Genomic DNA, 23072 nt, shown 5'->3' with positions numbered 1-23072 from the left:
ACACCCCAAAAGGAAAAACACATGACCACCGAACTCCTGCTCGAAGGCGCCAACACCTACACCACCCTCGCCGAAATCGCCACCACCCCCGAAACTGGACGGGGCACGTCCGCGACACTCAGGTCAGGAGAGCGTCCACTTCTGGTTCGCGCCGCCGCCGCAGTCCCACAGCTGGAGGCGGGTGCCGTCGGCGCTGGTGTTACCGGTGACGTCCACGCACCTGTTCGTCGCGGGGTTCACCAGGTCCCTGGTCGTCGGGTTGTAGGTCCACTGCTGGTTGGGGCCGCCGAAACAGGTCCACAACTGGAGCCGGCTGCCGTTGGCCGTGCCGTTGTCGACGACGTCCAGGCACTTGCCGAGCGCGCGGAGCGTGCCGTCGCCGGGGCGGGTCCACTGCTGGGCGGCGGTGCCGTTGCAGGTGTAGAGCTGGACGGCGGCGCCGTCGGCGCTGCTGCCGCCCGCGACGTCCACGCATTTGCCGCCCAGGCCGGTGATGGTGCCGCCGGTGCCCGCCGAGGTACCGGCCCAGGTGAAGGTGGCGGTGGTACGGGCGGGCAGGGAGTAGACGAAGGACTGGTTGCCCCAGTTGACCCGGACGGACTGGGCGGAGGTGCCGCCGTTGTGCGCGATCAGGGCCTTGGAACCGTCGGGGTTGCGCCAGGCGACGTTCTGGATCGTGCCGTTGGCGGTGGAGTCGATCCGGTAGGCCCCGGGCCTGACGAACTTGGTGAGGTGGCCGGTCGTGTAGTACTCGATGGTGTAGTCGACCTGGCCGGCGCGGGAGCCGCCCTCCTGGACGGTGATCAGGCCGGTGCAGGTGCCGCAGCCGCCGTTGTGCGGTCCCATGCTCTGGTTGAGCGCGAGGCTCCACTTGACCAGGCTGCCGCTCCAGTTGCGGGTGTAGCTGACGATGTCGGAGAGATCCTCGTTGTGCTGGTTGCCGATCCAGGTACCGCCCGAGTGCTCGGTGCTGAACTGGCGTACCGCCGGGTACTGGTTGTGCACCTGCGTGCCGACCGCCGGGTCACCGAAGTAGCCGTGCCAGGCGATGCCGCCGAAGAGCGGGTCGTTCCGCACGCCCGCGTCGTTCAGCACGCCTGAACCGAAGTTGGCGTAGTCGCCGTAGTTCCAGTCGTGGACCAGAACCTTGGTGGTGATGCCTGCGGCGCGGAAGGCCGGGTAGACGTGGTTCTTGGTGAACTCGGCCAGCCCCGAGGGGTTCCAGCTCATGCCGGGGTAGTTCATCGCGGTCGGGTTGCCCGCCTGGCAGCAGTTGGGCTCGTTCTGCACCGAGATGTAGTTCACCGGGATTCCGGCGGCCTGGTAGCTCTGGATGTACTTGACCAGGTACTGGGCGTACATGGGGTAGTACTCCCACTTGAGCCAGCCCATCTGGTCCATCCGGCCGTTGTCCTTCATCCAGCCGGGGGCGCTCCACGGCACGCCCTTGACGCGCAGATCCGGGTTGAGCGATTTGGCCTGCCCGGTGAGCAGGCGCACGTTGGTGTCGTACCCGTTCGCGCCGAAGTCGCCCAGGTCGCAGCAGGTGTCGTCGAGGGAGACGTGGCCCGGCCGGGAGAGATCGGAGGCGCCGATCGGGTTGCGCACGAACGACAGGCCGATGCCGTCCGTGGGGTGGAAGAGCTTGCGCATCACGGTGTCGCGGGTGGTCGCGCTGATCGCTCCGCCGCGCAGCAGGTAGGCGGTGGTGTCGGTGATCGAGGCGCCGCCCCCTTCGAACTGCTGGTAGGTGGTGCCCTCGTTGACGGTGATGGTGTGGTTGGCGCTGCCGCCGGCGGGCCCGAAGGCGATGGGGGACTGCTGCTGGAGGCCCCGCGTGACGGTCCGGCCGCCCGAGTCGGAGGTGGTGGTGAGCCAGATGTTCACGGGCTCACCCGCGGCGAGGGCGGGCGAGGCGACGCCGGGCCCCGCCATCCACAGGGCGGCGACGCAGGCGAGGGCCAGGGTGAGGGCCCGGCGGGGAGGTCGAAACACGGCAGGGGTCCTTTCGGGGGGTGCGACAGGGGCCGCGGGTGGGGCCGCGACGCTCTGGGCTGCTCGAATCGGGTCGCATTCGGCACCCCGGGAGCCGTCACTGTAACAAATGTAACAAGTAAGAAACCTGTCTGTTACAGAGAAGAACAACACGGTCGGGAATTGGTTGTCAAGGCCAGAATTACAGTGCTTCGCGCGCGCTTTGCCGAGGGCGAGTCAGCACTGAAACAAATGAAACAATCAGTAAGGGGCGGGTCCGGTGGAGCCGCGGACGACCAGGTCGGTCCCCAGGGAGACGTGCAGCGCCTCCAGCCTGTGCCGGCTGAGCAGTCGCGTCAGCAGCGTGACCGCCATCCGGCCCATCTCCTGCAGGGGCTGGCGCACCGTGGTCAGCATCGGCAGGGTCGCCCTGCCGATGTCGATGTCGTCGAAACCCGCGACCGAGAGGTCGCCGGGGACGCTCAGGCCGCGCTCGGCCGCCGCCCACAGCGCGCCGACCGCCATCTTGTCGTTGAACGCGACCAGGGCCGTCGGCCGCTCGGGCAGGTCGAGCAGTTCACAGGCCGCGCGGTAGCCGTTCTCCGTGTTGGGCTCCGGCACGTTGCGCAGCAACTCGGCCGAGGGCAGAACACCGACGTCGGCCAGCGACGCGGTGTAGCCGGCCAGCCTGGCCTCGCTGGGCAGCCACTTCACCGGACCGCCGATGATGCCGACCCGGCGGTGACCGAGCTCGACCACGTGCGCCATCAGCCTGCGCGCGCCGGCGAAGTGCGCCGCCGACACCGCCACGATGTCCTTGGGAGGGGGTGTCCTGGGGTCGATCACCACGAAGGGGAAGCGCCGGTCACGGAGCCGTACGAGCTCGTCACCCGACTCCGGGGGAAGGATCAGGATCGCGCCCGCGATGTCGGGGCGGTCGGGCAGGCCGGAGAGCACCGGGGTGTGCTGGGCGGACTCTCCGGTGCTCAGGATCATCTGCCCGCCGTGCAGTTCGACGGTCTCCCCGACGGAGGAGACGATGAGCCCGAAATAGTCGGTCAGCAGGTAGGGGCAGCGCACGTAGATCGTGCCGCCGGCCATCGCCTCCTGCCTCGCGCGCGGCCGGGGGGCCTGCTCTCCGAGGCGGCCGACGGCCTGTAACACCAGCTCCCGGGTGTGCGGGGCGACATTGGTCTGCCCGTTCAGGACCCGCGAGACGGTGGCGATCGACAGACCCGTCTCCGCCGCGATGTCGCGCACGGTCGCCCGCATCCCGGGTCTGGCCATTCGCGCCCCCTGGTCGCCGCGTCCCTGCCGTCAGAATAACCACCGGTGACCCTGACCCGCCTCGCCGGCCGCGTGATGCCCGGGGCATGACGCCTTGCGGGGATAGCGGGTCACCTAGTCTGATGCGCGAAGGGTGAAGAGGAGGGTTGGCTCTCTGTCGTGGAGGCGTCTGTCGAGCAGCTGGTGTACGTCCGGGAGGACGAGTACACGATCGCGCGGATGAGCGCCGAGGGCATGCCCGGCTTCGTCGCCTCCGGCCGGGCTCTGGGCGGGGTCCAGCCGGGGGAGACGCTCCGGCTCATCGGCGCGTGGGGCGAGCATCCGCGTCACGGCAGGCGTTTCGAGGTCACGGCGTGCGAGCGGCTGGTCCCGGCCACGGTCAGGGCCATCCGGATCTATCTGGGCTCCGGTCTGATCCGGGGTATCGGGCCGAGGCTCGCCCACGCCATCGTCAGCCACTTCGGTGACACGACGCTGACCGTCATCGACACCGAACCCGGACGGCTCACCGAGGTCGTCAACATCGGCCCCGCGCGGCAGGCCCAGATCGCCGACGCGTGGCAGGAGCAGAAGGCGATCGCCGAGCTGATGGTGACCCTGCAGGGGTTCGGGATCAGCCCGCTGCTCGCGGCCAAGATCTACCAGGTGTTCGGAGCCGAGTCGGGCGACATCCTCACCTCCGATCCGTACCGGCTCATCGGCAAGGTCAGGGGCATCGCGTTCACCACGGCCGACCGGATCGCCCTGCGCTCCGGGGTCTCCGAGAGCAGTCCGCAGCGGATCAAGGCGGCGATCCTGGACAGGCTGGAGACGGCGGCCAGCCGCGACGGGCACTGCTACGTACGGCTGATCGCCCTGGTCACCCGGTCCGCGGAACTGGTCGAGCAGGACCACGACCTCGTCCGCCGGATGCTCGACGCCCTCGTCGCCGACCGCAGGGTGGTCGTCGAGGTGTCGCCCGACGAGGCGGGGCAGGCCGTGGTGTACCTGAAGGAGACCCACAGCCGCGAACTCACCCTGACCGCCCAGCTGACCAGGCTCATCCAGGCCACTTCGACGCTGCCGATGCGCGCCTTCCAGGAGGATGCCGGGCTGGACGAGGATCAGCGGGCGGCGGTGAACATGGCGCTGACCAGCACCGTGTCCATCATCACCGGCGGTCCGGGCTGCGGGAAGAGCCATACCGTCAGGACCATCGCGGCGACCGCGAAGGCGATGGGCGGCTCGGTGACCCTTACCGCGCCGACCGGCAAGGCGGCCAAGCGCCTGTCGGAGCTCACCGGCATGCCCGCGATGACCGTGCACCGGATGCTGGCCCACCAACCGGACTCCGACAGCGGTGCGCTGTTCGAGCAGACACCCGCGCAGGCCGACCTGATCGTGGTCGACGAGGCCTCCATGCTGGACCTGCACCTGGCCACCCGGCTCACCGCGGCCATCCCGGTGGGCAGTCACCTGCTGATCGTGGGCGACAGTGACCAGCTGCCCAGTATCGCCCCCGGCAGCGTGCTGGCCGACCTGCTGCGTGTCGAGGAGATCGCGCGGATCCGGCTGACCCGTGTCTTCCGCCAGGCCGAGGGGAGCGGGATCATCAGGGCCGCTCACCGGATCCGGACCGGAGAGGTGCCTCCGATCCCCGGTGGCGGGGGCTTCTGGTTCGAGGAGGTCGACGACCCCGAGCAGGTCGCCGAGCGGGTGATGCACCTGGCGACGGTGGCGATCCCGCGCAAGCAGGGGGTGAGTCCGGACCAGGTCCAGGTGCTGTGCCCGATGCGCAGGGGCCTGACCGGGACCGCCGAGATCGGCCGGATGATCCAGGAGCGGCTCAACCCGGCTCGCGAGGGAGTCGCGGAGCACTGGTCGGGTGCCTCGGTCTTCCGGGTCGGCGACCGGGTCATGCCGATCCGCAACAACTACGACAAGGGTGTCTTCAACGGAGACACCGGCACGATCACCGCCATCACCCCTGAGGAGAGGCTCGTCGAGATTCGCACCGACGACGGGCAGATCGTGAAGTACGGCTTCGGCGAGCTCGACGAGCTGACCCACACGTACGCCATCAGCATCCACCGCTCCCAGGGCAGTGAGTATCCCTTCGTGGTCGCGCCCCTGGTCACCGAGTCCGGCGGCGTCATGCTCCGCCGCAAGCTGCTCTACACCCTGATCACCCGGGCGCGGTCCTGGGTGGTCGTCGTCGGTGAGCGAAAGGCTCTGGAGTTGGCCGTCCAGCGGCTCGGCCACCGCCGCAACACCGGGCTCGCCCGCCGGCTCGCGCTGAGCCTCGGAACCGTTCTGACCGATGACTGACGAGGACCTCCGAAGTGACTCCTCCGCTCCCCGGCCGGGGCAGGCGCCGGCCGGGCCCTGACCGTTTCGAACACCGGAACCATGCCGGGTGAGCCCGGCAGGGGAATCGCCGAACATGACGACGGGTGAGCGGGAGGGCTCAACCGGGTCGTCCGGCTCCCTCAGAGGGTGAAGATGAGGTGCCAGATCATGGTGCGCCCGCCCTGGGGTGTGCGTCTGCCATGAGATATGGGGATAAAGACCTGCATATGCAAAGGTATGGTGATTGTTGTGACGACGTTTCGGATCAGTGAGGCCGCCGCGCTGCTGGGGGTGAGTCCCGACACCGTCCGCCGCTGGGTGGACGCCGGGCGGCTCGCGGCCCGGCGGGACGAGCACGGTCACCGGATGGTGGCGGGTGCGGATCTGGCGGCGTTCGCGCGTGCCCAGATCGAGTCCGAGAACGGCTCGGGGCTCTCCTCGGCGCGGAACCGTTTCCGCGGGATCGTGACCGAGGTGATCAAGGATGCGGTGATGGCCCAGGTGGAGATCGCCGCGGGTCCCTACCGGGTGGTGTCGCTGATGAGCCGCCAGGCCGCCGACGAGCTGGGCCTGGAGGTGGGGGTGATGGCGGTCGCCGTGATCAAGTCCACCAACGTCGTCGTGGAGATCCCCGACCACGCCCGTACGGCGGGCTGACAGCCAGATGAGCGGCGGGGCACGTGGCGTGGCGGGCGGTCCGCCCAGCGGTACGGCGGGTGCCTCTTCCGGTGGGGTGGCGGGTCGCCTGCCCTGGGTGCTGGTGCTGCCCGCGGTGGTCGGCATGATCTTCCTGACGCTGCCGCTGGCCGGGCTGCTGGTGCGCGCCCCCTGGTCCACGCTGGTCGAGAGGCTGGGCGAGCCCCATGTGCTGGAGGCGCTGCGCCTGTCGCTGGTGACCGCGACCCTGGCCACGCTGGTATGCCTGCTCCTCGGCGTGCCGCTGGCCTGGCTGCTGGCCCGTGTCGACTTCCCCGGCCGCCGCCTGGTGCGGGCGCTGATCACGGTTCCCCTCGTGCTGCCCCCGGTGGTCGGCGGGGTCGCCCTGCTGCTCGTGCTGGGGCGGCGCGGCCTGATCGGCCAGTGGCTGGACGCCACCTTCGGCATCACCCTGCCGTTCACCACGGCGGGAGTCGTCGTCGCCGAGGCGTTCGTCGCCATGCCGTTCCTGGTCATCAGCGTCGAGGGCGCGCTGCGCGCGGCCGACCTGCGCTTCGAGGAGGCCGCCGCGACGCTGGGAGCGTCCCGCTGGATCATCTTCCGCCGTGTCACCCTGCCCCTGATCGCCCCCGGCATCGTCGCCGGAGCCGTGCTGTGCTGGGCCCGTGCGCTCGGCGAGTTCGGCGCCACCATCACCTTCGCCGGCAACTTCCCCGGCCGGACCCAGACCATGCCGCTGGCCGTCTACCTCGCCCTGGAGACCGAACCCGAGGCCGCGATCGTGCTCAGCCTCGTCCTGCTCGCCGTCTCGGTGATCATCCTGGCCGGCCTGCGCGAGCGGTGGGTGAGTGCCCCGTGACGCTGAACGCCCGTCTTGTCGTCACCAGGCCCCGCTTCCACCTGGACATCGAGCTGGAGGTCGCCGCGGGACAGGTCGTCGCCCTGCTCGGCCCCAACGGCGCGGGCAAGACCACGGCGCTGCGCGCGCTGGCCGGGCTCACCGCCCTGTCCGGCGGGCAGATCAGCCTGGACGGCGAGGCGCTGCACACCCTGGCGGCCGAACGACGCCCGATCGGCGTGGTCTTCCAGGACTACCTGCTCTTCCCGCACCTGTCCGCGCTGGACAACGTCGCCTTCGGGCCTCGCTGCCGTGGCGCCTCCAGGGCGGAGGCGCGGCGGGGGGCCGCGGTCTGGCTGGAGCGCGTCGGCCTGGCCGGGCACGCCACGATGAAACCCCGGCAGCTCTCCGGCGGTCAGGCCCAGCGCGTCGCGCTGGCCCGCGCCCTCGCGGTGGAGCCGCGCCTGCTGCTGATGGACGAGCCGCTGGCGGCCCTGGACGCCCACACCCGCCTGGAGATCCGCTCTCAGCTCCGCCGCCATCTGGCCGACTTCGGCGGCGCGACGGTCCTGGTCACCCACGATCCGCTGGACGCCATGGTGCTCGCCGACCGCCTGGTCGTCATCGAGAACGGCGCCGTCGTGCAGCAGGGCACCCCCGCCGAGGTCGCCCGGCGCCCGCGTACCGACTACGTCGCCCGCCTGGTCGGCCTCAACCTCTACCGGGGCACCGCCGCCGGACAGCAGGTCTCCGTCGGAGAGGTGCTCTTCAGCGTCGCCGAGCATCTGGAGGGCCCCGCGTTCGTCGCCTTCCCGCCCAGCGCGGTCGCGCTGTATCGGACCCGTCCCGACGGCAGCCCGCGCAACCTCTGGCAGGCCACGATCGAGGGCATCGAACGGCACGGCGACAGCGTCCGCATCCACCTGGCCGGGCCGATCGCCGCCGCGGCCGACGTCACCCCCGCCGCCGTCGCCGACCTCGACCTCACCCCCGGACAGCGGATCTGGGCGTCGGTCAAGGCCACCGAGACCCACGTCTACCCGTTCTGACGCCCTGGCCGGCGGGATGGACGGCGATCCGCGTGGCGGCACGGCCGCCAGAATCCCGGTGAGCATAATGACGTGGAGGGGGGATGACCTATGCGCGTTGCCGTGCTCGGGATGGGCATGATGGGGCGGGCGCTGGCCCGGCGGTTGCTGGGGCTCGGTTTCCAGGTCACGGTGTGGAACCGTACGCCGGGCCGGGCGGACGAGCCGGTCAGCCTCGGCGCCGTCGAGGCGGCCTCGCTTGGAGAGGCGGTGCGGGCGGCCGATGCGGTGCTGCTGTCGCTCGCCGACGGCCGGGCGGTCCGCGAGGTGATGGCCCAGCTCGTCCAGGCAGGCCCGATCGAGTCGACCAGGCCGGTCGTGGCCGACCTGAGCACCGTCGCCCCGGCCACGGCCCGCGAGATGCGGGACCTGGCGCCGGGAGGCCGATTCGTGGCGGCCCCCGTGCTCGGCGGTCCCTCGGCTGTCGCCGAGGGGAAGGCCACGGTCCTGGTGGGTGGCGAGCGCGACCTCGTCGACGAGCTGAAGCCGGTGTGGACGGAGGCCTTCGCCTCCTACTCCTACTGCGGCGCCGACCCCGGCGCCGCGCTCGCTTTCAAGCTGCTGAACAACTACCTGCTGATGTCCGGAATCGCGGCGCTCGCCGAGGTGACGGCCACGAGCCAGGCCGCCGGCCTCGACAACGTGCTGCTGCACGACTTCCTCTTCCAGTGGCCCACCGTCGCGCCCGCCCTGCACAACCGGATCGACGACGTCCTGGCCGGCGACCACCAGGGGTGGTTCACGACGAGGCTCGCCGCCAAGGACGTGCGGCTCGCCGCAGAGCTGGCCGAGTCGAGCGGTCTTGAGCTGCCCGTCGCCCGGCTGGTCGAGCGGCGTTACGAGGAGGCGGCCGAGCGCGGCTGGGGCGACGCCGACATCGGCGCGATCGTCGAGCTGTTGCGCGGCGGATCACGCTAGGCGTACTGCCCGGACGTCGCCCATGACTCCGTCATGAGCTCCTCCTCCGCCGTGCGGGGCGTCCGTCCGGCCGATCCGCAGCACAGGCGAAGATCCACAGAACACGTCCTCGGGGCGTCCTCCCGCGGCCGGGCCGGCGTCAGCGGGTTCTCGCCACCTCGGCGGCCACGGCGCGGAACGCGGCCAGCGTCTCACCCTGGTTCTGGTCCGAGGCGGAGCGGGCCGACTTGACGACGACCACCCCGTGCCTGGGCGAGACGTAGATGTACTGCCCGCCGAGCCCGGCGGCCATGAAGTCGCCCCGGCCGTCGCCGCCGAGCCACCAGTGCAGCCCGTAGCCGGGGCTGAAGGAAGCGGAGGGGGTGGTCGACTTCCTGACCCAGGAGCGCGGCACCACCTGGTGCCCCCCTGCCCGCCCGTCGCGGAGGTAGAGCAGGCCGAACCGGGCGAAGTCGCGGTCGGTGGCGTGGTAGCAGCAGTAGCCGAGGCTGTCGCCGCCTGAGTCGCTGTCGACGCGTACCGTGGACGCCATGCCGGCGGGCTTCCAGATCTTCTTCTCCACGTACCGGTGGTACGGCGTGCCCGTGGCGCGGCTGACGAGCTTGGCGAGCACGAAGGAGTTCATGCTCGTGTACTCGAACCTGCTGCCGGGTTTCCAGCCGCGTACCTGCCGCGCCGCCAGTTTCGTGACCGACTGGCCCCGGATGGCGCTCATGTGCAGGTCAGGCACATCGGAGCGCTCGTCCCAGTCGATTCCCGACGACATCCGGAGCAGGTCGCGGATGGACACTCCGTTGTAGCCCGAGCCGCGTAGTTCGGGCAGGTAGCCGGTCACCGGGTCGTCGATCGAGCGGATGTGCCCCTCGTGCAGGGCGATGCCGACCGCGGCCGACGTGAAGGACTTCGCCATCGACCAGGACTGGAACCGGGTATCGGGATCGGCCTGGACGTAGCGCTCGTTCACGATCTTCTGGCCGTCCAGGACGACGAAGCCGTTGGTCTTCGTTCGTGCGAGAAAGCTGTCAAGGGTGTGCTCGCGTCCCTTGTAGGTGTAGGTCACGGAGAGCCGCCTGGGGGCGCTCCGCAGTTCGACCGGATGTGCCGACGGCCACATGAGGTCGAAGGAGTCCGCCCTGGTGGCGGCCGGGGTGAAGGAGACCGGCGCCGTCCGGGCCAGGGCGGGAGCCGCCCCGGCGGTCAGTGCGAGCGCGGTGATCGTCGCGACGACCGGTCCTCGCAGGCGGTGGCTGATGTCGATCCTTTCCATGTTCCCTCCGGTGAGCTCGGCGGTGGGGGAGTCGCTCGCGTACGGAGGGGATCGTGGCACGCTTTTCTGGCAGTTCTCTAGCAGGGGCCGGCTGGTTTCCCATACGGTCACCGCCCGGAGTCCTCCGGGTGAGGTCTCCCCGGCGAGGGCTCCCGGTGGTGGGCGCGGGCGGGCAGCCCGCCCGGGTCACGAGCCGCCCGATGGCCCGATGCGCCCGTACAGCACGAGGGCCCAGGCAAGGCAGCCGAAGGCGGCGACGCACGCCACGGTGCGGGCGAGGTTCCAGCGAACCCACATCGCCTCGAACCGCTCGCGCACCGCCGCGAGGTCGGCGACGCCGTCGGGCTCCCCGGCCGCGTCGAGCGCGTTGTTGAGCGGCACGTTGACCCGCATGGTGATGACGAGCACCACCACGTACAGGACGAGCGCGGCCACGATCCAGGGCAGCACGGGGCGTCCCTCCCGGTGGAGGTGGAGCAGCGCGGCCAGGACGGTCAGCACCAGCGCGCCGCCGAAGCAGACGGCGAACCAGCCGTTGAGGATCGCCACGTTGATCCGCCGCATCGCGCCGACGAAGGTCCGGTCGTCCGTCTGGCCCAGGCCGGGCATGACGGAGCAGGTGTAGGCGTAGAAGAGGCCCGCCATGAGCCCCACGGTGATCGTCGCCGCGACCAGCGCGACGCCTCGGAACAGCATCAACATCACATCCTCCATGACTGTCGTCGAAACTCCGGCGGCGGGAGCGGACGCGCTCGCCGCCACCGGGGCCCCGGGCGGGCGGAACCCGGGCGGGGTGGCACCCGTGCGCCCCGCTCGCCGCCACCGGGCCGTCGGTCCAGAGCGACCGCGACTGAGATCGCGACCGTGGCGGAACCCGGGCGGGGTGGCACCCGTGCGCCCCGCTCGCCGCCACCGGGCCGTCGGTCCAGAGCGACCGCGACTGAGATCGCGACCGTGGCGGAACCCGGGCGGGGTGGCACCCGTGCGCCCCGCTCGCCGTCGTCCCGCTAGCCGCCCCAGACGCCGGTGGCGGCGGCCTCTCGCGCGTAGTCGGTGAAATCCCCGGGCTCCCTGCCCAGGGCACGCCGGACGCCGTCCGTCAGGTGGGCGTTGCGGCCGTCCAGGACATCGGTGAAGAGCCCGGCCAACTGCGTCGCGTACCCGGCCGGTACGCCGTGCTCGACCAGCCCGGCCGCGTACTCCCCGGGGGAGACCGGCAGGTAGCCGATCTCGCGGCCGGTCGCCTTGGAGATCTCCGCGGCCGCGTCGGCGAAGGTCAGCAGCCGGGGACCGGTCAGCTCGTAGAGCTCGCCCGCGTGCCCGTCCTCGGTCAGCGCCGCGACCGCGACGTCCGCGATGTCCTCGGCGTCGACGAACGGCTCGGCCACGTCCCCCGCGGGGAACGCGATCTCGCCGCCCATGACCGGCTCCAGCAGGTAGTCCTCGCTGAAGTTCTGGCAGAACCAGCTCGCCCGCAGGATCGTCCACTCGGCGCCGGACTCCCTGACCGTCCGCTCGCTCACCTGGGCCTCCTCCTCGCCCCGGCCGGACAGGAGCACCAGCCGTCGGACGCCGCTCCCGACCGCCCGCGAGACGAACGAGCGGACCGAGTCCGCGGCCCCGGGGAACGCCAGGTCCGGGTAGTAGACCAGGTACACCGACCCCACCCCCCGCAGCGCGGCCGCCCATGTCGCCTGGTCCTCCCAGTCGAACGGCGGCTCGCCCGAGCGGGAACCGACCCGCACCGGCAGGCCGCGCGCGGTGAGCCGCTCCACCACCCGGCGGCCGGTCTTGCCGGTGCCTCCGAGGACCAGCGTCGTGCTCTTCTCGTGCGTGTTCTCCGTCATACCACCAGTGAACCGGGCAATGCTGAGACGGTCCATGGTTGAGAAGCGCAATTCCATGTTCCAACGTCTAGAGTGAGTCCGTGGACGCACTCACCGACCTCCTGGACGGGCCGAGAGCCCGGGGAGCGTTCCTGCTCCGCTCGATCCTGAGCCCGCCCTGGTCCCTCCGCATCCAGGATCGGGCGCCGCTCGCCCTGGCGGCCATGGTGCGGGGCGAGGCGTGGGTGGTCCCCGACGGCGGTGACGCGGTGCGCCTGGGCCCCGGGGACGTCGCGATCATCCGCGGTCCCGATCCCTACACCGTCGCCGACGACCCGGCCACGTCTCCCCAGGTGGTGATCCACCCCGGGCAGCACTGCACCACCCTCGACGGGCGGGACCTGGCTCAGGCGATGGATCTGGGCGTCCGCACCTGGGGCAACAGCCCGGACGGGTCGACGGTGATCCTCACCGGCGCCTACCAGATGCGCGGGGAGATCAGCCGGCGTCTACTGGAGGCGCTGCCCACGCTGCTGGTCCTGCCGGAAGGCGCCTGGAACTGCCCCATCATCCCGTTGCTCGCCGACGAGATCGTCAAGGACGAGCCGGGGCAGGAGGCCGTTCTCGACCGGCTGCTCGACCTGCTGCTCATCGCCGTCCTGCGGGCCTGGTTCTCTCGTCCCGAGGCCGGGGCCCCCGCCTGGTACCGGGCGCACAGCGATCCCGTGGTGGGCAAGGCCCTGCGCATGCTGCACAACAACCCCGCCCACCCCTGGACCGTGGCCGCCCTGGCCACCGGGGCCGGCGTCTCCCGCGCGGCCCTGGCCCGCCGTTTCACCGAGCTGGTCGGTGAGTCCCCGATGGCCTTCCTCACCGGCTGGCGGCTGGCCATGGCCGCCGACCTGCTGCGCGAGACCGACGCCACGGTCGGCGCGGTGGCCGCTCAGGTCGGGTACGGCAGCTCGTTCGCGCTCAGCACGGCCTTCAAGCGGGTACGCGGGGTCAGCCCGCAGGAGCACCGTGCCGGGGCGAGGTAGCCGGCTCCCCGGGCAGGAAGTCCTCGACACAGGTCGTGACCTGGGTGTTCATTCTCGTACCGACCGGGAAGGCTAGCCGGTCGAGGGGGACGACATGGAATACAAGGACTTCATTCGCGCCGTGGCGGAGCGCGCGGCCCTGTCGCGCCAGGAGGCGGAAGACCTCGCTCGCGCGACTGTGGAGATGCTGGGAGATCAGCTGAGCGCGGGGGAGGCCAGGCGTCTCGCGACATCACTGCCGGAACCCCTGCGGGGTTCGCTTCACGTACGGGACAGGGGCGAGGACTTCGGGCTGCACGACTTCGTCACCCGGGTCAGCGAGCGCACCGGCCTGACCATGAAGGAGGCCACCGCCGGGGTGCGGGCCGTTCTGGTCACGGTGCGCGAGATGGTCGACGACGAAGTTTTCGATCATGTTCTGGCACAGCTTCCCGGGGAATTCCAGGAGATGGTGGAGACCACCACCTGACCCGGGGGGCCGGCGGGCGGGGGGCCTGGCGAAGCGGACAGCCTGGTTCCCCGCCGCGGACCGGAAATCCCGGAACCGGTGGGCGTGACGGCAGGTGTTCCCGAGCAGGGCGACCCGAGGGGAGGAAAGGGCTCATGACAGCGGATCCATCGGTGAGCGCGCTGCACGGCCCCTCTCCCTTCCCGCCCATCGCCGACTACGCGTTCCTGTCCGACTGTGAGGTCACCGCGCTGATCGCGCCGAGTGGGAACGTCGAGTGGCTCTGCCTGCCCAGGATGGACTCTCCCAGCGTCTTCGCCGCCATCCTCGATCGGGGCGCGGGAGGCTTCAGGTTCGGTCCCGCGGATCTGAGGGTGCCCGCCGCGCGCCGCTACCTGCCCGGCACCATGATCCTGGAGACCAGCTGGGGCACGCCCACCGGCTGGATCATCGTGCGCGACCTGCTCCTGGTGGGACCCTGGCACCACCACGAGGAGCTCTCCCACACGCACCGGAGGGCACCGACCGACTACGACGCCTCCCACGTGCTGCTCCGCACGGCGCGCTGCGTCAGCGGGGAGGCACAGGTCACGCTCGGCTGCGAGCCGATGTTCGACTACGGCCGCATCCCCGCCCGCTGGTCGTACACCGACAGGGGCTACCACCAGGGCGTCGCGAGGGCGGCGGGGCAGAGCCTGGAGCTCAGGCTCACCACGGACCTGCGGCTGGGGTTCGAGGCCGGGCGAGCGACGGCGCGCACCCTCCTGAAGGAGGGGGACACGCGCTTCTGCGCGCTGTCGTGGACCGTGCACGAGCCGCCGTACACCTTCGAGGAGGCCTACGAGCGGTTGGTGTGGACCGCCCACCACTGGCAGCACTGGCTCGCCAGGGGGAACTTTCCCGACCACCACTGGCGGAGCTACCTGGAGCGCAGCGCCCTCACCCTCAAGGGCCTGACCTTCGCCCCGACGGGCGCGCTCGTCGCGGCGGCGACCACCTCCCTGCCCGAGACCCCGGGGGGCAGCCGCAACTGGGACTACCGCTACTCCTGGATCAGGGACTCGACCCTCGCCCTCTGGGGCCTCTACACGCTGGGCTTCGACTGGGAGGCCGACGACTTCTTCTGGTTCATCGCCGACGTCGCGGAGCGGGACGAGGAGCTCCAGATCGTGTACGGCGTCGACGGTGAGTGTGAGCTGAAGGAGTACGTCCTCGACCATCTTCACGGATACGAGGGCGCCAGGCCCGTCCGGATCGGCAACGACGCCTACCAGCACCGCCAGAACGACGTCTGGGGTGCCGTCCTCGACTCCTTCTACATCCACACCCGGTCGCGGGACCGCCTGGACGAGCGGATCTGGCCCGTCCTGAAGCGACAGGTCGAGTCGGCCATCAGGCACTGGCAGGAGCCCGACCGGGGCATATGGGAGGTGCGCGGAGAGCCACGGCACTTCACCTCCTCGAAGGTCATGTGCTGGGTGGCGATCGACAGGGGCACCCGGCTCGCCCTGCTCAGGGAGGAGTTCGAGCTGGCCGCGCACTGGCAGGCGATCGCCGACGAGATCCACGCCGACGTGTGCGCCAACGGCGTCAGCGAGCGAGGCGTGTTCAAGCAGCACTACGACTCCGACGCTCTCGACGCGTCACTCCTGCTCATCCCGCTGGTGCACTTCCTGCCGGCCAGTGATCCCCGGGTCCGTGCCACCGTTCTGGCCATCGCCGACGAGCTGACAGCCGACGACCTGGTCCTGCGCTACAGGACGGAGTACACGGACGACGGCATGTCGGGCGAGGAGGGCACCTTCACGATCTGCTCGTTCTGGCTCGTCTCGGCGCTGACCGATATCGGGGAGTACACCCGGGCCCGCAGGCTCTGCGAGAGGGTCCTCTCCTTCGCCAGCGCCCTCGGGCTCTACGCCGAGGAGATCGACCCGGTGACCGGGCGCCACCTCGGCAACTTTCCCCAGGCGTTCACCCACCTGGCACTCATCAACGCGGTGATCCACATCATCCGCGCGGAGCGAGAGCAGTTCATCCCGACCGCCTGGCCGACGTAGGAGACGTAGGAGCAGTCAGACCGCACGCGGACGTGCGAGAGCACCCGAACGGCCTGGCTAGGCTTTCGGGTATGAACCGTCGGGTGATTGCGATAGTGGTGCTCGTCGGCCTGCTCGCGACGAGCGGTCTGTCGGTGGTGCTGGCCTGGGGACTCAGCGGCTGAACACGCGGGGCCGCTGAGTGGCCGAGCCGTCGCGCACGCCCCCCGACGCCGCGACCGCTCCCTCCGCGGCTGTCGCTAGGCGACCACCATCGAGTTCTGGCCTGCGGGCTGTGCGTTCTGCTGAGGGGTGTGCGCGGGCTGCGGGTGCGCGACCGGCTGCTCCGCGACGGGCTGGGGCTGCTGCTCGGTGACCTGCTCGGCAGGGGCCTGCGCGGCAGGGCAGCCGCAGTAGCCGTTGGTCAGGATCAGGCGACCTCGCTGTGCCGTGTAGGTGCGGGAGTCGGTGGCGAGGAGAACGCCCGTACATTTGACGCAGACGACGGACTGATGATCCATGGCCGGCTTCCTTCCTTGAGGGTAGCCGTCGAACGTCTCTCTGTCCGGCCGGCTGGCTGCTCGTGCCCCGCCGGAGAGAGGTGAATCTCCCTATTGGGGTTTCTATCTTACTTCGTAGCGCAGGGCGATCATTGAGCGACCCCAAGTGACAGATGTGAGACTTGGTGACGCTGCTTCATAACGGTCTCATGTGAAGCGATCCCGCGGGTGGGGAATGTCTCTCTCACCCCTCGGCTGATTCCTGGTACGACCGGGTGTCTCCCCGTGGTCTCGGGGCCTTCTCCCTCTCCCGCACCACCGGCCGGAACAGCAGCGCGTTGGCCGCCACCGCGATGCAGACCAGGCCGAGCAGGAAGCCCCAGCTCACGTCGCTCAGGTGGTGCATGCCGCGATACATGCGCGAGTAGCCGATGCCGAGGGGGATGCCCAGGCCGACCAGCCACCACAGCACGTTCAGGATCTTGTAGCGGTGGGTGTGGACGGTCAGCACCAGGGCGACGCCGCAGTAGAAGGCGACAGCGGCACTGGTGTGGCCCGAGGGGAAGCTGGAGGTGGGCGGGGCGGGGTCGAGATGCTCGACGGCGGGTCGCTTGCGCTGGGCGAAGACGGTGGCCAGCAGGAAGATCGCCGACTGGGAGAAGACCGCCAGCGCGAGGAAGATCGATTCGTTCCAGCGCCCGAAGACCAGCCGGAAGCCGATGACGAGCAACGCGGTCGCAGTGATGATCACCGGGGTGTCGGACAGGCCCGACACCACGTCGGTGATCGAGCTCCAGTAGGCGGTGCGGCCCTGGGCCAGCTGCTCGTTGACCCCCTGGTCGTTCGCCACGAGGGTCGTCGTCTGCAGGATCTTGGTGATGAGGAGTCCGACGCCGATCGTCAGGGCGGCCATGATGGCCAGCGGCACCAGGATGAGGCGCGTCACGCCTCTGAAATCCACCGACATTTTTGACATGGCGCGCCAGCTACCCCGAATGGCCTCACCGGAACGCCTCGGGTTCGATGCCCTCCATGGGCGGCTCGACGGGTTTGCGGCCCTCTCCCCGGCGCCAGGCCTCGAAGCCCGCGGCCGTCCCCACCACGACCACCACGCCCAGCGCGACCCCGGCGACGACGTCGCTGGTCCAGTGGACGCCGAGCGCCACCCGGCTGTAGGCGACGAACACCACGACGACCGCCGCGACGATCCAGGCGGCGATCCGGGAGGCCGGAGCCCGCAGGAAGGGCAGCAGGATGAGCACGAGGATGCACGCGCCCAGCGCGGCGCCCATCGCGTGGCCGGAGGGGAAGGAGGCGCCGGGCGCCGAGGCCACCGGATCGGGCAGGTCGGGCCGGGCGCGGTCGACGATCCCCTTGACCGCGAGGTTCAGCAGGCCGCCGAAGGTGATCGTGGCGACCGCCCAGGCGGCCAGCCGCGGCGCGCCCCGGTACCAGAGCCAGGCGGCGGTCAGCAGCACCAGCCCACGCCATGTCCAGGGGCCGAACACCTCGGTCGCCACGTTGAGGAAGGCCGTGTAGCCGGGGTGCTCCAGTGCCTGGGCGTGCAGCTGGAGGGCGATGCTCTCGTCGAAGCTCCTGAGCGGTGAGGAGGAGGTCTTCACGAGCACGAGCAGGACCACGAACGGCACCGTGAAGATCGCCACCGCCACCACCGCAAGCGTCAGGCGTATGCCCAGGCGCAGGTCGGCGGAGTTGTCATCGGGATTTCCGTGCGCTGGTGACTCACCTTGGACAGTTCGGACCATCGTTCATGGCTACCCGATTTCCGGTGAATATTCTTTCCACTTCGGGTAAAGCCTCAGGCCGCGGGCCGGGATTCGCGCCGGGTGGTCCAGCGCAGGACGTCGCAGTGCCGCCGCTCGGCCTCGGCGAGTGCCGCCTCGTCCGTGTAGGCGTCGAGGACGGCCCGTAGCTGCGGCATCTGCGCCGCGACGTCGTCCCATGCCTGGGACGGGTCGTCGACGCCGAGCTCGATCAGCGCGTCCAGATGCGCGGCGTAGGCGGTCCACCACTGCCGGCTCAGCTCGGCCAGAAACCCGCCGAGTCCGTCGAACTCCCGCTGGATCTCCTCCTCCCACCAGACAGGGACTGTGACATCACCGGTTTCCGCGAGGTCGCGGAGCACGATGTGCGCCAGGGTGCGCCGCCGCCGGGCGATGGCCGAACGTGACAGGGTGTTCATGTACCCACCCTGCCGATCTCTGTTTGCCGAACGCTTAACGATGTGTTGACGGCGATATGTGGCCAGGGAGAGGAACCGCTTGGCCGGAGTCATCGGGCAGCACTAGGCTCTGATCCGCAGATCATTCCGCCCTGTGTCCGCGGAGCTACCTCGACGTGGAGGAAGCCCGCCCATGACACAGGCCCTCGAACTCTCCCGGCTCATCGATCGCACCCTCGGTGCTCTCGCCGACGTTCTCGGCGCCGACGGCGCGGCGCTCATGCTGATAGACGACCACGACCGGTTGCGAGCGATCGGCGGTTCCGACGACCACGGCCGGCGCCTGGAGCTGATCCAGGAGCAGATCGGTTCCGGGCCGGCCATCGAGAGCCTGGCCCGAGGGGAAGACGTCACGGTCGACGACCTGCGGGCGGCCAGCCCCCTCGGGTTCCCCGGCGTGGCCGCGCGGGTCTCGGAGGTCCGTGCGGTGCTCTCGGTGCCGTTGCGAACCGAGGAACAGCTGATCGGCACCCTGAATTTCTACGACCGGATGAGCCATGAATGGCAACCCGCGAAAGTCCGGGCCGGAGAACGCCTCGGCGAGCTCATGGTGATGGTTCTCCAAACGCTGGCCAATAGATCTCCTATTTCTGGGCAGTCGTAGTGTGCATGTCAAGTAGCCAGGTCGACGCTGAAAGGCGCCCCACATATGACTCACATTGATCCGGAAGCGCTGGTCGCGAGCTTGAGAAAGCTCAGGACGACCTCGTCCGCCACAGGCATAGTCCATCAGTTGGAGCGTGCCGTGGACGTGGTGAACTCGCTGTTCGGGTATTCGGGTGCGGGGTTGATGTTCGCGGAGGAGGGCAAGGATCTTCGTTATTTGGTCGCCACCGACGATCCGGGGCGGAGTCTTGAGGGCGCGCAGCTCCATCTTGGTCAGGGGCCGTGCGTTTCCGCGTTTGAAGAGAATTGCGCGGTGACCTCAAGCGACGTGAGCGTCGACCCGCGCTGGCCGAAACTCGCCGACCGGCTCCACCCGGAGGTGCGGGCGGTGGCCGGGGTGCCCGTCCGGCTCGGCAGCGAGCCGGTGGGTACGTTGAACGTCTACCAGGCCACGGTTTACCAGTGGGACGAGTCGGACATTCAAGCCCTCTACGGCTACGCGGACGTGATCGAGCAACTGCTCGCCGCCGCGATGGCCGCCGAGGAGAAGAGCGCGCTGGCCGAGCAGCTCCAGTACGCCCTCGACTACCGCGTGGTCATCGAGCGGGCGATCGGCTACCTGATGGGAAAGCACGACCTGACCGCCACCCAGGCCTTCACCGGCCTGCGCAAGCAGGCCAGGGACAGTCGCCGTCGCGTCGCCGACCTCGCAGCCGAGCTGCTCGGTGAGGGAGCCGGAGAAATGCGGTGATCCTGCTCACGTCACGGGGCTGAGCCCGATGGATGCCCGCTGATCAGGCACTCCGGCGACCTGGCCGACGCGTGCCCTACCCCGTAGGGGCACTAACCTGATCGGTGATGTACAGATTCGTCTTCTCGCAGGTCCTCAGCCGCCTCGACGCGGAGGACGCGCACCATCTGACGGTGCGCGCGCTCCGTGCACTCTCGGTCACGCCCGTGGTCAAGAGGCTGCTTCACCGCAGCCTCGCGCCGCGCGATCCCGCACTGCGCGTGCAGGCCTTCGGCGTGCACTTCCCCGGCCCGTTCGGGCTGGCGGCCGGCTTCGACAAGGACGCCGGCTGCGTGGAGGCCATGTCCGCGCTCGGCTTCAGCCACGTCGAGGTCGGCACGATCACCGCCCACGCGCAGCCGGGCAACGCCCGGCCCCGGCTGTTCCGCCTCGTGGGAAACCGGGCGATCATCAACAGGATGGGGTTCAACAACGCCGGAGCCTCCGCGGCGGCCCGGCTGCTGAGCAGGCCCAGGGGCGTTCCGGCGATCGTCGGCGTCAACATCGGCAAGACCAAGGTGGTGCCCGAGTCGGGGGCCGTCGACGACTACGTGACCAGCGCCAGAAAGCTCGCTCCACTGGCCGACTACCTGGTCGTCAACGTCAGCTCGCCCAACACCCCCGGGCTGCGCGACCTCCAGGCCGTGGAGCTGCTCGGCCCGCTGCTGCGGGCGGTGAAGGAGATCGCCGACGCCACCCCCAAGCGCACCCCGCTGCTGGTCAAGATAGCGCCCGACCTGGCGGACGACGATGTGGACGCGGTCGCCGACCTGGCCCTGGAGCTCGGTCTCGACGGCATCATCGCCACCAACACCACGATCAGCAGGCAGGCGCTGACCGGCACGGAGCGTGACCGGGCTCAGCAGAGCGGTGGTCTGTCCGGCAGGCCGCTGAAGGCCAGGTCGCTGGAAGTGCTGCGCAGGCTGCGCGCGAGGGTGGGCGACCGCCTGGTGCTCGTCTCCGTAGGCGGCGTCGAGGACGTGGACGACGTCTGGGAACGCCTGCTCGCCGGGGCCACGCTCGTTCAGGGCTACAGCGCGCTGATCTACGAGGGGCCCTTCTGGGCGCATCGCGTCAACCGCGAGCTCGCCCGCAGGCTCCGCCGTCACGGCGTGGTGGACCTCCGCCAGATAATCGGCCGTACCGCGGCCTGATCTGCCCCCTCCAAGGAGGCGATATACCCTGGGTGGGTAACCTTGGGGCATTGGAGGCACGATGAGCGTGATCACATACACCGTCACCGGCATGACCTGTGGCCACTGCGTGAGCTCGGTCAAGGAGGAGGTCGGCGAGGTCTCCGGCGTCACCGGTGTCGACGTCGACCTCGAAACCGGCAGGGTCGACGTCTCCGGTGACTCTCCCGACGACACGGCCATCCGCGCCGCCATCAAGGAGGCCGGCTACCAGGTGGCGGGCTGATCCGCTGCCGGTCCTCTCCGGCCGACCGGGGCGGTCAGGGGTCCTCCGCCCCGGCCCGCTCCGGCCCGCCGGGGTCAGAGGCTGGGCCGGGTCGAGTCGGCGTCGTGGGTCTTCTCCTCCAGATGCCTCATGGCCTCGTCCGCCCTGACGACCCCCGGCCGGTGCCGCCGATGGCCGGTACCGCCCAGCTGCCAGGGGTGCGGGCCGGCCGGCGGCCGGTACTCGACGCCGAGCGCGTCGAGGCGGCCCAGATGCGTCTCCAACCGGGCGTCGAACCCGGCCCCGGCCGAGCCCGACCAGGTGACCTCGGCCAGCGCGCACCCCCGGGGCCAGGCCCGGTAGTCCACCGCGCGCCCGTCGGGCAGCCGCTCGCTCCACAGCTGGAACTGCGCCCCGAGCACGCGCTCCCGCTCCCCGGCCGTCCACTCCGGTGGCGCCGGGGCGAAGGCCGCGACGTCCGAGACGGTGATCGCGTCGCCGATCGCCACCGGCTCCAGCTCGGACGCGGCCTCGGCGTAGTCGAAGTACAGCGGGAAGACCGGAGTCTGCACCACGTCGTGCCCGGCCGCGGCGGCGCGCCTGGCCACCCCGGGGCCGCGCCAGGGCATCACGATCGTGTCGGGCCTGAGCATGCCGCTGACGAACGCCTCGTCCCACACCACGGCCCGGCTGCCACGCGTCGCCAGCACGTCCGCCAGCCGGCGCAGGAACCAGGCGTGCAGGTCGGCGAGGCTTCCCAGCCCCAGCTCCGCCTGGAAGGCGACGATCTCGGGGGAGGCCGCCCAGTCGTCGAGCACACATTCGTCCCCGCCGATATGGACGTACGGGGTCTCGCCCAGCGCCGCCAGGATCTCGTCGAACACGTCGGTCAGGAAGTCGACGGTGCCGGGCAGCGGGGACAGGATCGCGGGGGAGATGCCCCAGCGCTCCAGCACCCGGAAGGGCTCGGGTCGCCGGCCGCCGGTGGCGCGGGCGTCCAGCTCGGGATAGGCGGCGAGGATCGCCGAGGCGTGTCCCGGCACGTCGATCTCGGGCACGACGGTCACGGCGCGGGCCCGCGCGTAGGCGCCGATCTCGGCGAGGTCGTCCAGCGTGTAGTAGCCGCCGTGCGGCACGTCGTCGAAGGCGAGGTCCTCCCGGTAGTAGCTGGTGACCGTGCGCGGGCGGTGCGAGCCCACCTCGTGCAGCCGCGGGTGCCTGCGGCTCTCGACCCGCCAGCCCTGGTCGTCCACCAGGTGCAGGTGGAGGCGGTTCAGCTTGTGCGCCGCCATGAGGTCGACCATCCTGAGCACCTCGCGCTTGGGCATGAAGTGCCGTGCCACGTCCAGGTGCACCCCGCGCCAGGAGAACCGGGGCGCGTCCCGCACCTGGCCGAGGGGGACGCTCCAGCCCGTCCCCGCCACCGCGCGGAACGCCGCGGCGGGGAGCAGCTGCCGGAGCGTCTGGCCCGCGTAGAAGGCCCCGGCGCGGTCTCCGGCCGCGATCCGCACGCCCTGGGCCGTCACGTCCAGGGTGTACGACTCGGCGCCGAGCGACGCGTCGGGTTCCACCCTGATCACACCTGCCCCGTCGGGACGCGGGTCGAGTACGGCGAGTGCGAGCCGTACCGCGTCGACCAGCCCGGCGGGGCCCTGGACACCGACTTCGGGAGAGAGCCCGAGGGAGCCGTCCACAGACGTGTACGCGGCAGGAAGCGGAAGGAGGTCAGTCATGGTTCGCATCATGCCAAACCCATCGGCGGATAAGCCGTTTACTTTGCCGATCCGGATCATGAGGCCAAGAACCACCCAAGACCGGCGGGGGAGGAACGC

Annotated in this window: 22 protein-coding genes; 12 read left to right on the top strand and 10 right to left on the bottom strand. The window is 70.4% G+C overall.

Going from position 1 to position 23072, the window contains the following annotated elements; all coding sequences use genetic code 11:
- Window positions 1–123 precede the first annotated feature (123 nt).
- Complete coding sequence (locus ABZU75_RS02230) at window positions 124–1995, bottom strand: ricin-type beta-trefoil lectin domain protein (RefSeq protein ID WP_355548399.1); 1872 nt, start codon at window positions 1993–1995, stop codon at window positions 124–126.
- A 240-nt stretch (window positions 1996–2235) separates the two neighbouring features.
- A complete protein-coding gene (locus ABZU75_RS02225) occupies window positions 2236–3261 on the bottom strand; it encodes a LacI family DNA-binding transcriptional regulator (protein WP_350927805.1) in 1026 nt (341 codons plus the stop codon).
- Window positions 3262–3420: 159 nt separating this feature from the next.
- Here ABZU75_RS02225 and ABZU75_RS02220 point away from each other — a divergent pair, with 159 nt between their 5' ends.
- From ABZU75_RS02220 to ABZU75_RS02200, 5 genes are all read left to right on the top strand, one after another.
- Window positions 3421–5568, top strand: a complete 2148-nt coding sequence (locus tag ABZU75_RS02220; protein ID WP_355548395.1) for an ATP-dependent RecD-like DNA helicase — start codon at window positions 3421–3423, stop codon at window positions 5566–5568.
- Between the two features lie 270 nt (window positions 5569–5838).
- Entirely contained in the window at window positions 5839–6246 is a 408-nt protein-coding gene (locus tag ABZU75_RS02215; RefSeq protein ID WP_350927813.1) for a TOBE domain-containing protein, read from the top strand.
- A gap of 124 nt (window positions 6247–6370) precedes the next feature.
- Window positions 6371–7105 carry a molybdate ABC transporter permease subunit gene (gene modB / locus ABZU75_RS02210; RefSeq protein ID WP_355548654.1) on the top strand — a complete coding sequence of 245 codons (735 nt, stop codon included), beginning with the start codon at window positions 6371–6373 and terminating at the stop codon, window positions 7103–7105.
- Window positions 7102–8133, top strand: coding sequence for an ABC transporter ATP-binding protein (locus tag ABZU75_RS02205; RefSeq protein ID WP_355548390.1), 1032 nt, complete (start codon window positions 7102–7104; stop codon window positions 8131–8133). Before modB ends, ABZU75_RS02205 begins: the two co-directional genes overlap by 4 nt.
- 90 nt (window positions 8134–8223) lie before the next feature.
- Window positions 8224–9090, top strand: a complete 867-nt coding sequence (locus ABZU75_RS02200; protein WP_355548387.1) for an NAD(P)-dependent oxidoreductase — start codon at window positions 8224–8226, stop codon at window positions 9088–9090.
- Window positions 9091–9229: 139 nt separating this feature from the next.
- Here the strand turns inward: ABZU75_RS02200 and ABZU75_RS02195 are convergent, their stop codons facing one another.
- The 3 genes from ABZU75_RS02195 to ABZU75_RS02185 all read right to left on the bottom strand — a co-directional run bounded on the left by ABZU75_RS02195 (window position 9230) and on the right by ABZU75_RS02185 (window position 12204).
- A complete protein-coding gene (locus tag ABZU75_RS02195; protein WP_355548384.1) occupies window positions 9230–10417 on the bottom strand; it encodes a serine hydrolase in 1188 nt (395 codons plus the stop codon).
- Between the two features lie 126 nt (window positions 10418–10543).
- The gene (locus tag ABZU75_RS02190; RefSeq protein ID WP_355548381.1) at window positions 10544–11059 is read right to left on the bottom strand and encodes an anthrone oxygenase family protein; all 516 of its coding nucleotides are present in this window, start codon (window positions 11057–11059) and stop codon (window positions 10544–10546) included.
- Window positions 11060–11364: 305 nt separating this feature from the next.
- The gene (locus tag ABZU75_RS02185; RefSeq protein ID WP_355548378.1) at window positions 11365–12204 is read right to left on the bottom strand and encodes an NAD(P)H-binding protein; all 840 of its coding nucleotides are present in this window, start codon (window positions 12202–12204) and stop codon (window positions 11365–11367) included.
- Window positions 12205–12284: 80 nt separating this feature from the next.
- Between ABZU75_RS02185 and ABZU75_RS02180 the strand changes: the two genes are divergently transcribed.
- From ABZU75_RS02180 to ABZU75_RS02170, 3 genes are all read left to right on the top strand, one after another.
- Complete coding sequence (locus ABZU75_RS02180) at window positions 12285–13220, top strand: AraC family transcriptional regulator (RefSeq protein ID WP_355548375.1); 936 nt, start codon at window positions 12285–12287, stop codon at window positions 13218–13220.
- 94 nt (window positions 13221–13314) lie between these two features.
- Complete coding sequence (locus ABZU75_RS02175; RefSeq protein WP_355548372.1) at window positions 13315–13689, top strand: DUF2267 domain-containing protein; 375 nt, start codon at window positions 13315–13317, stop codon at window positions 13687–13689.
- Between the two features lie 134 nt (window positions 13690–13823).
- Entirely contained in the window at window positions 13824–15725 is a 1902-nt protein-coding gene (locus ABZU75_RS02170) for a glycoside hydrolase family 15 protein (protein ID WP_355548369.1), read from the top strand.
- A 239-nt stretch (window positions 15726–15964) separates the two neighbouring features.
- On the opposite strand, the gene ABZU75_RS02165 is transcribed toward ABZU75_RS02170, so the two are convergent.
- The 4 genes from ABZU75_RS02165 to ABZU75_RS02150 all read right to left on the bottom strand — a co-directional run bounded on the left by ABZU75_RS02165 (window position 15965) and on the right by ABZU75_RS02150 (window position 18407).
- Entirely contained in the window at window positions 15965–16225 is a 261-nt protein-coding gene (locus ABZU75_RS02165; protein WP_355548366.1) for a hypothetical protein, read from the bottom strand.
- A 223-nt stretch (window positions 16226–16448) separates the two neighbouring features.
- On the bottom strand, window positions 16449–17150 hold the full coding sequence (locus ABZU75_RS02160; RefSeq protein WP_355548363.1) for a phosphatase PAP2 family protein: 702 nt from the start codon (window positions 17148–17150) through the stop codon (window positions 16449–16451).
- A 55-nt stretch (window positions 17151–17205) separates the two neighbouring features.
- The gene (locus ABZU75_RS02155; RefSeq protein WP_355548360.1) at window positions 17206–17970 is read right to left on the bottom strand and encodes a phosphatase PAP2 family protein; all 765 of its coding nucleotides are present in this window, start codon (window positions 17968–17970) and stop codon (window positions 17206–17208) included.
- A gap of 53 nt (window positions 17971–18023) precedes the next feature.
- Window positions 18024–18407, bottom strand: a complete 384-nt coding sequence (locus tag ABZU75_RS02150; protein WP_355548357.1) for a hypothetical protein — start codon at window positions 18405–18407, stop codon at window positions 18024–18026.
- Between the two features lie 172 nt (window positions 18408–18579).
- On the opposite strand from ABZU75_RS02150, the gene ABZU75_RS02145 reads away from it, so the two are divergent.
- The 4 genes from ABZU75_RS02145 (at window position 18580) to ABZU75_RS02130 (ending at window position 21261) form a co-directional block, all read left to right on the top strand.
- Window positions 18580–19050 carry a GAF domain-containing protein gene (locus tag ABZU75_RS02145; protein ID WP_355548354.1) on the top strand — a complete coding sequence of 157 codons (471 nt, stop codon included), beginning with the start codon at window positions 18580–18582 and terminating at the stop codon, window positions 19048–19050.
- A 129-nt stretch (window positions 19051–19179) separates the two neighbouring features.
- Window positions 19180–19803, top strand: coding sequence for a GAF and ANTAR domain-containing protein (locus ABZU75_RS02140; RefSeq protein ID WP_350959040.1), 624 nt, complete (start codon window positions 19180–19182; stop codon window positions 19801–19803).
- Window positions 19804–19910: 107 nt separating this feature from the next.
- The gene (locus ABZU75_RS02135; RefSeq protein WP_355548350.1) at window positions 19911–20996 is read left to right on the top strand and encodes a quinone-dependent dihydroorotate dehydrogenase; all 1086 of its coding nucleotides are present in this window, start codon (window positions 19911–19913) and stop codon (window positions 20994–20996) included.
- A gap of 61 nt (window positions 20997–21057) precedes the next feature.
- A complete protein-coding gene (locus ABZU75_RS02130; RefSeq protein ID WP_355548347.1) occupies window positions 21058–21261 on the top strand; it encodes a copper ion binding protein in 204 nt (67 codons plus the stop codon).
- A gap of 74 nt (window positions 21262–21335) precedes the next feature.
- Here ABZU75_RS02130 and ABZU75_RS02125 read toward each other — a convergent pair whose 3' ends face one another.
- Entirely contained in the window at window positions 21336–22973 is a 1638-nt protein-coding gene (locus tag ABZU75_RS02125) for a beta-N-acetylhexosaminidase (RefSeq protein ID WP_355548344.1), read from the bottom strand.
- Window positions 22974–23072 lie beyond the last annotated feature (99 nt).

Origin of the sequence: Streptosporangium sp. NPDC005286 (assembly GCF_040607515.1) — a bacterium.
GTDB lineage: Bacteria > Actinomycetota > Actinomycetes > Streptosporangiales > Streptosporangiaceae > Streptosporangium.
This window is presented reverse-complemented; position numbering and strand designations above follow the sequence as displayed.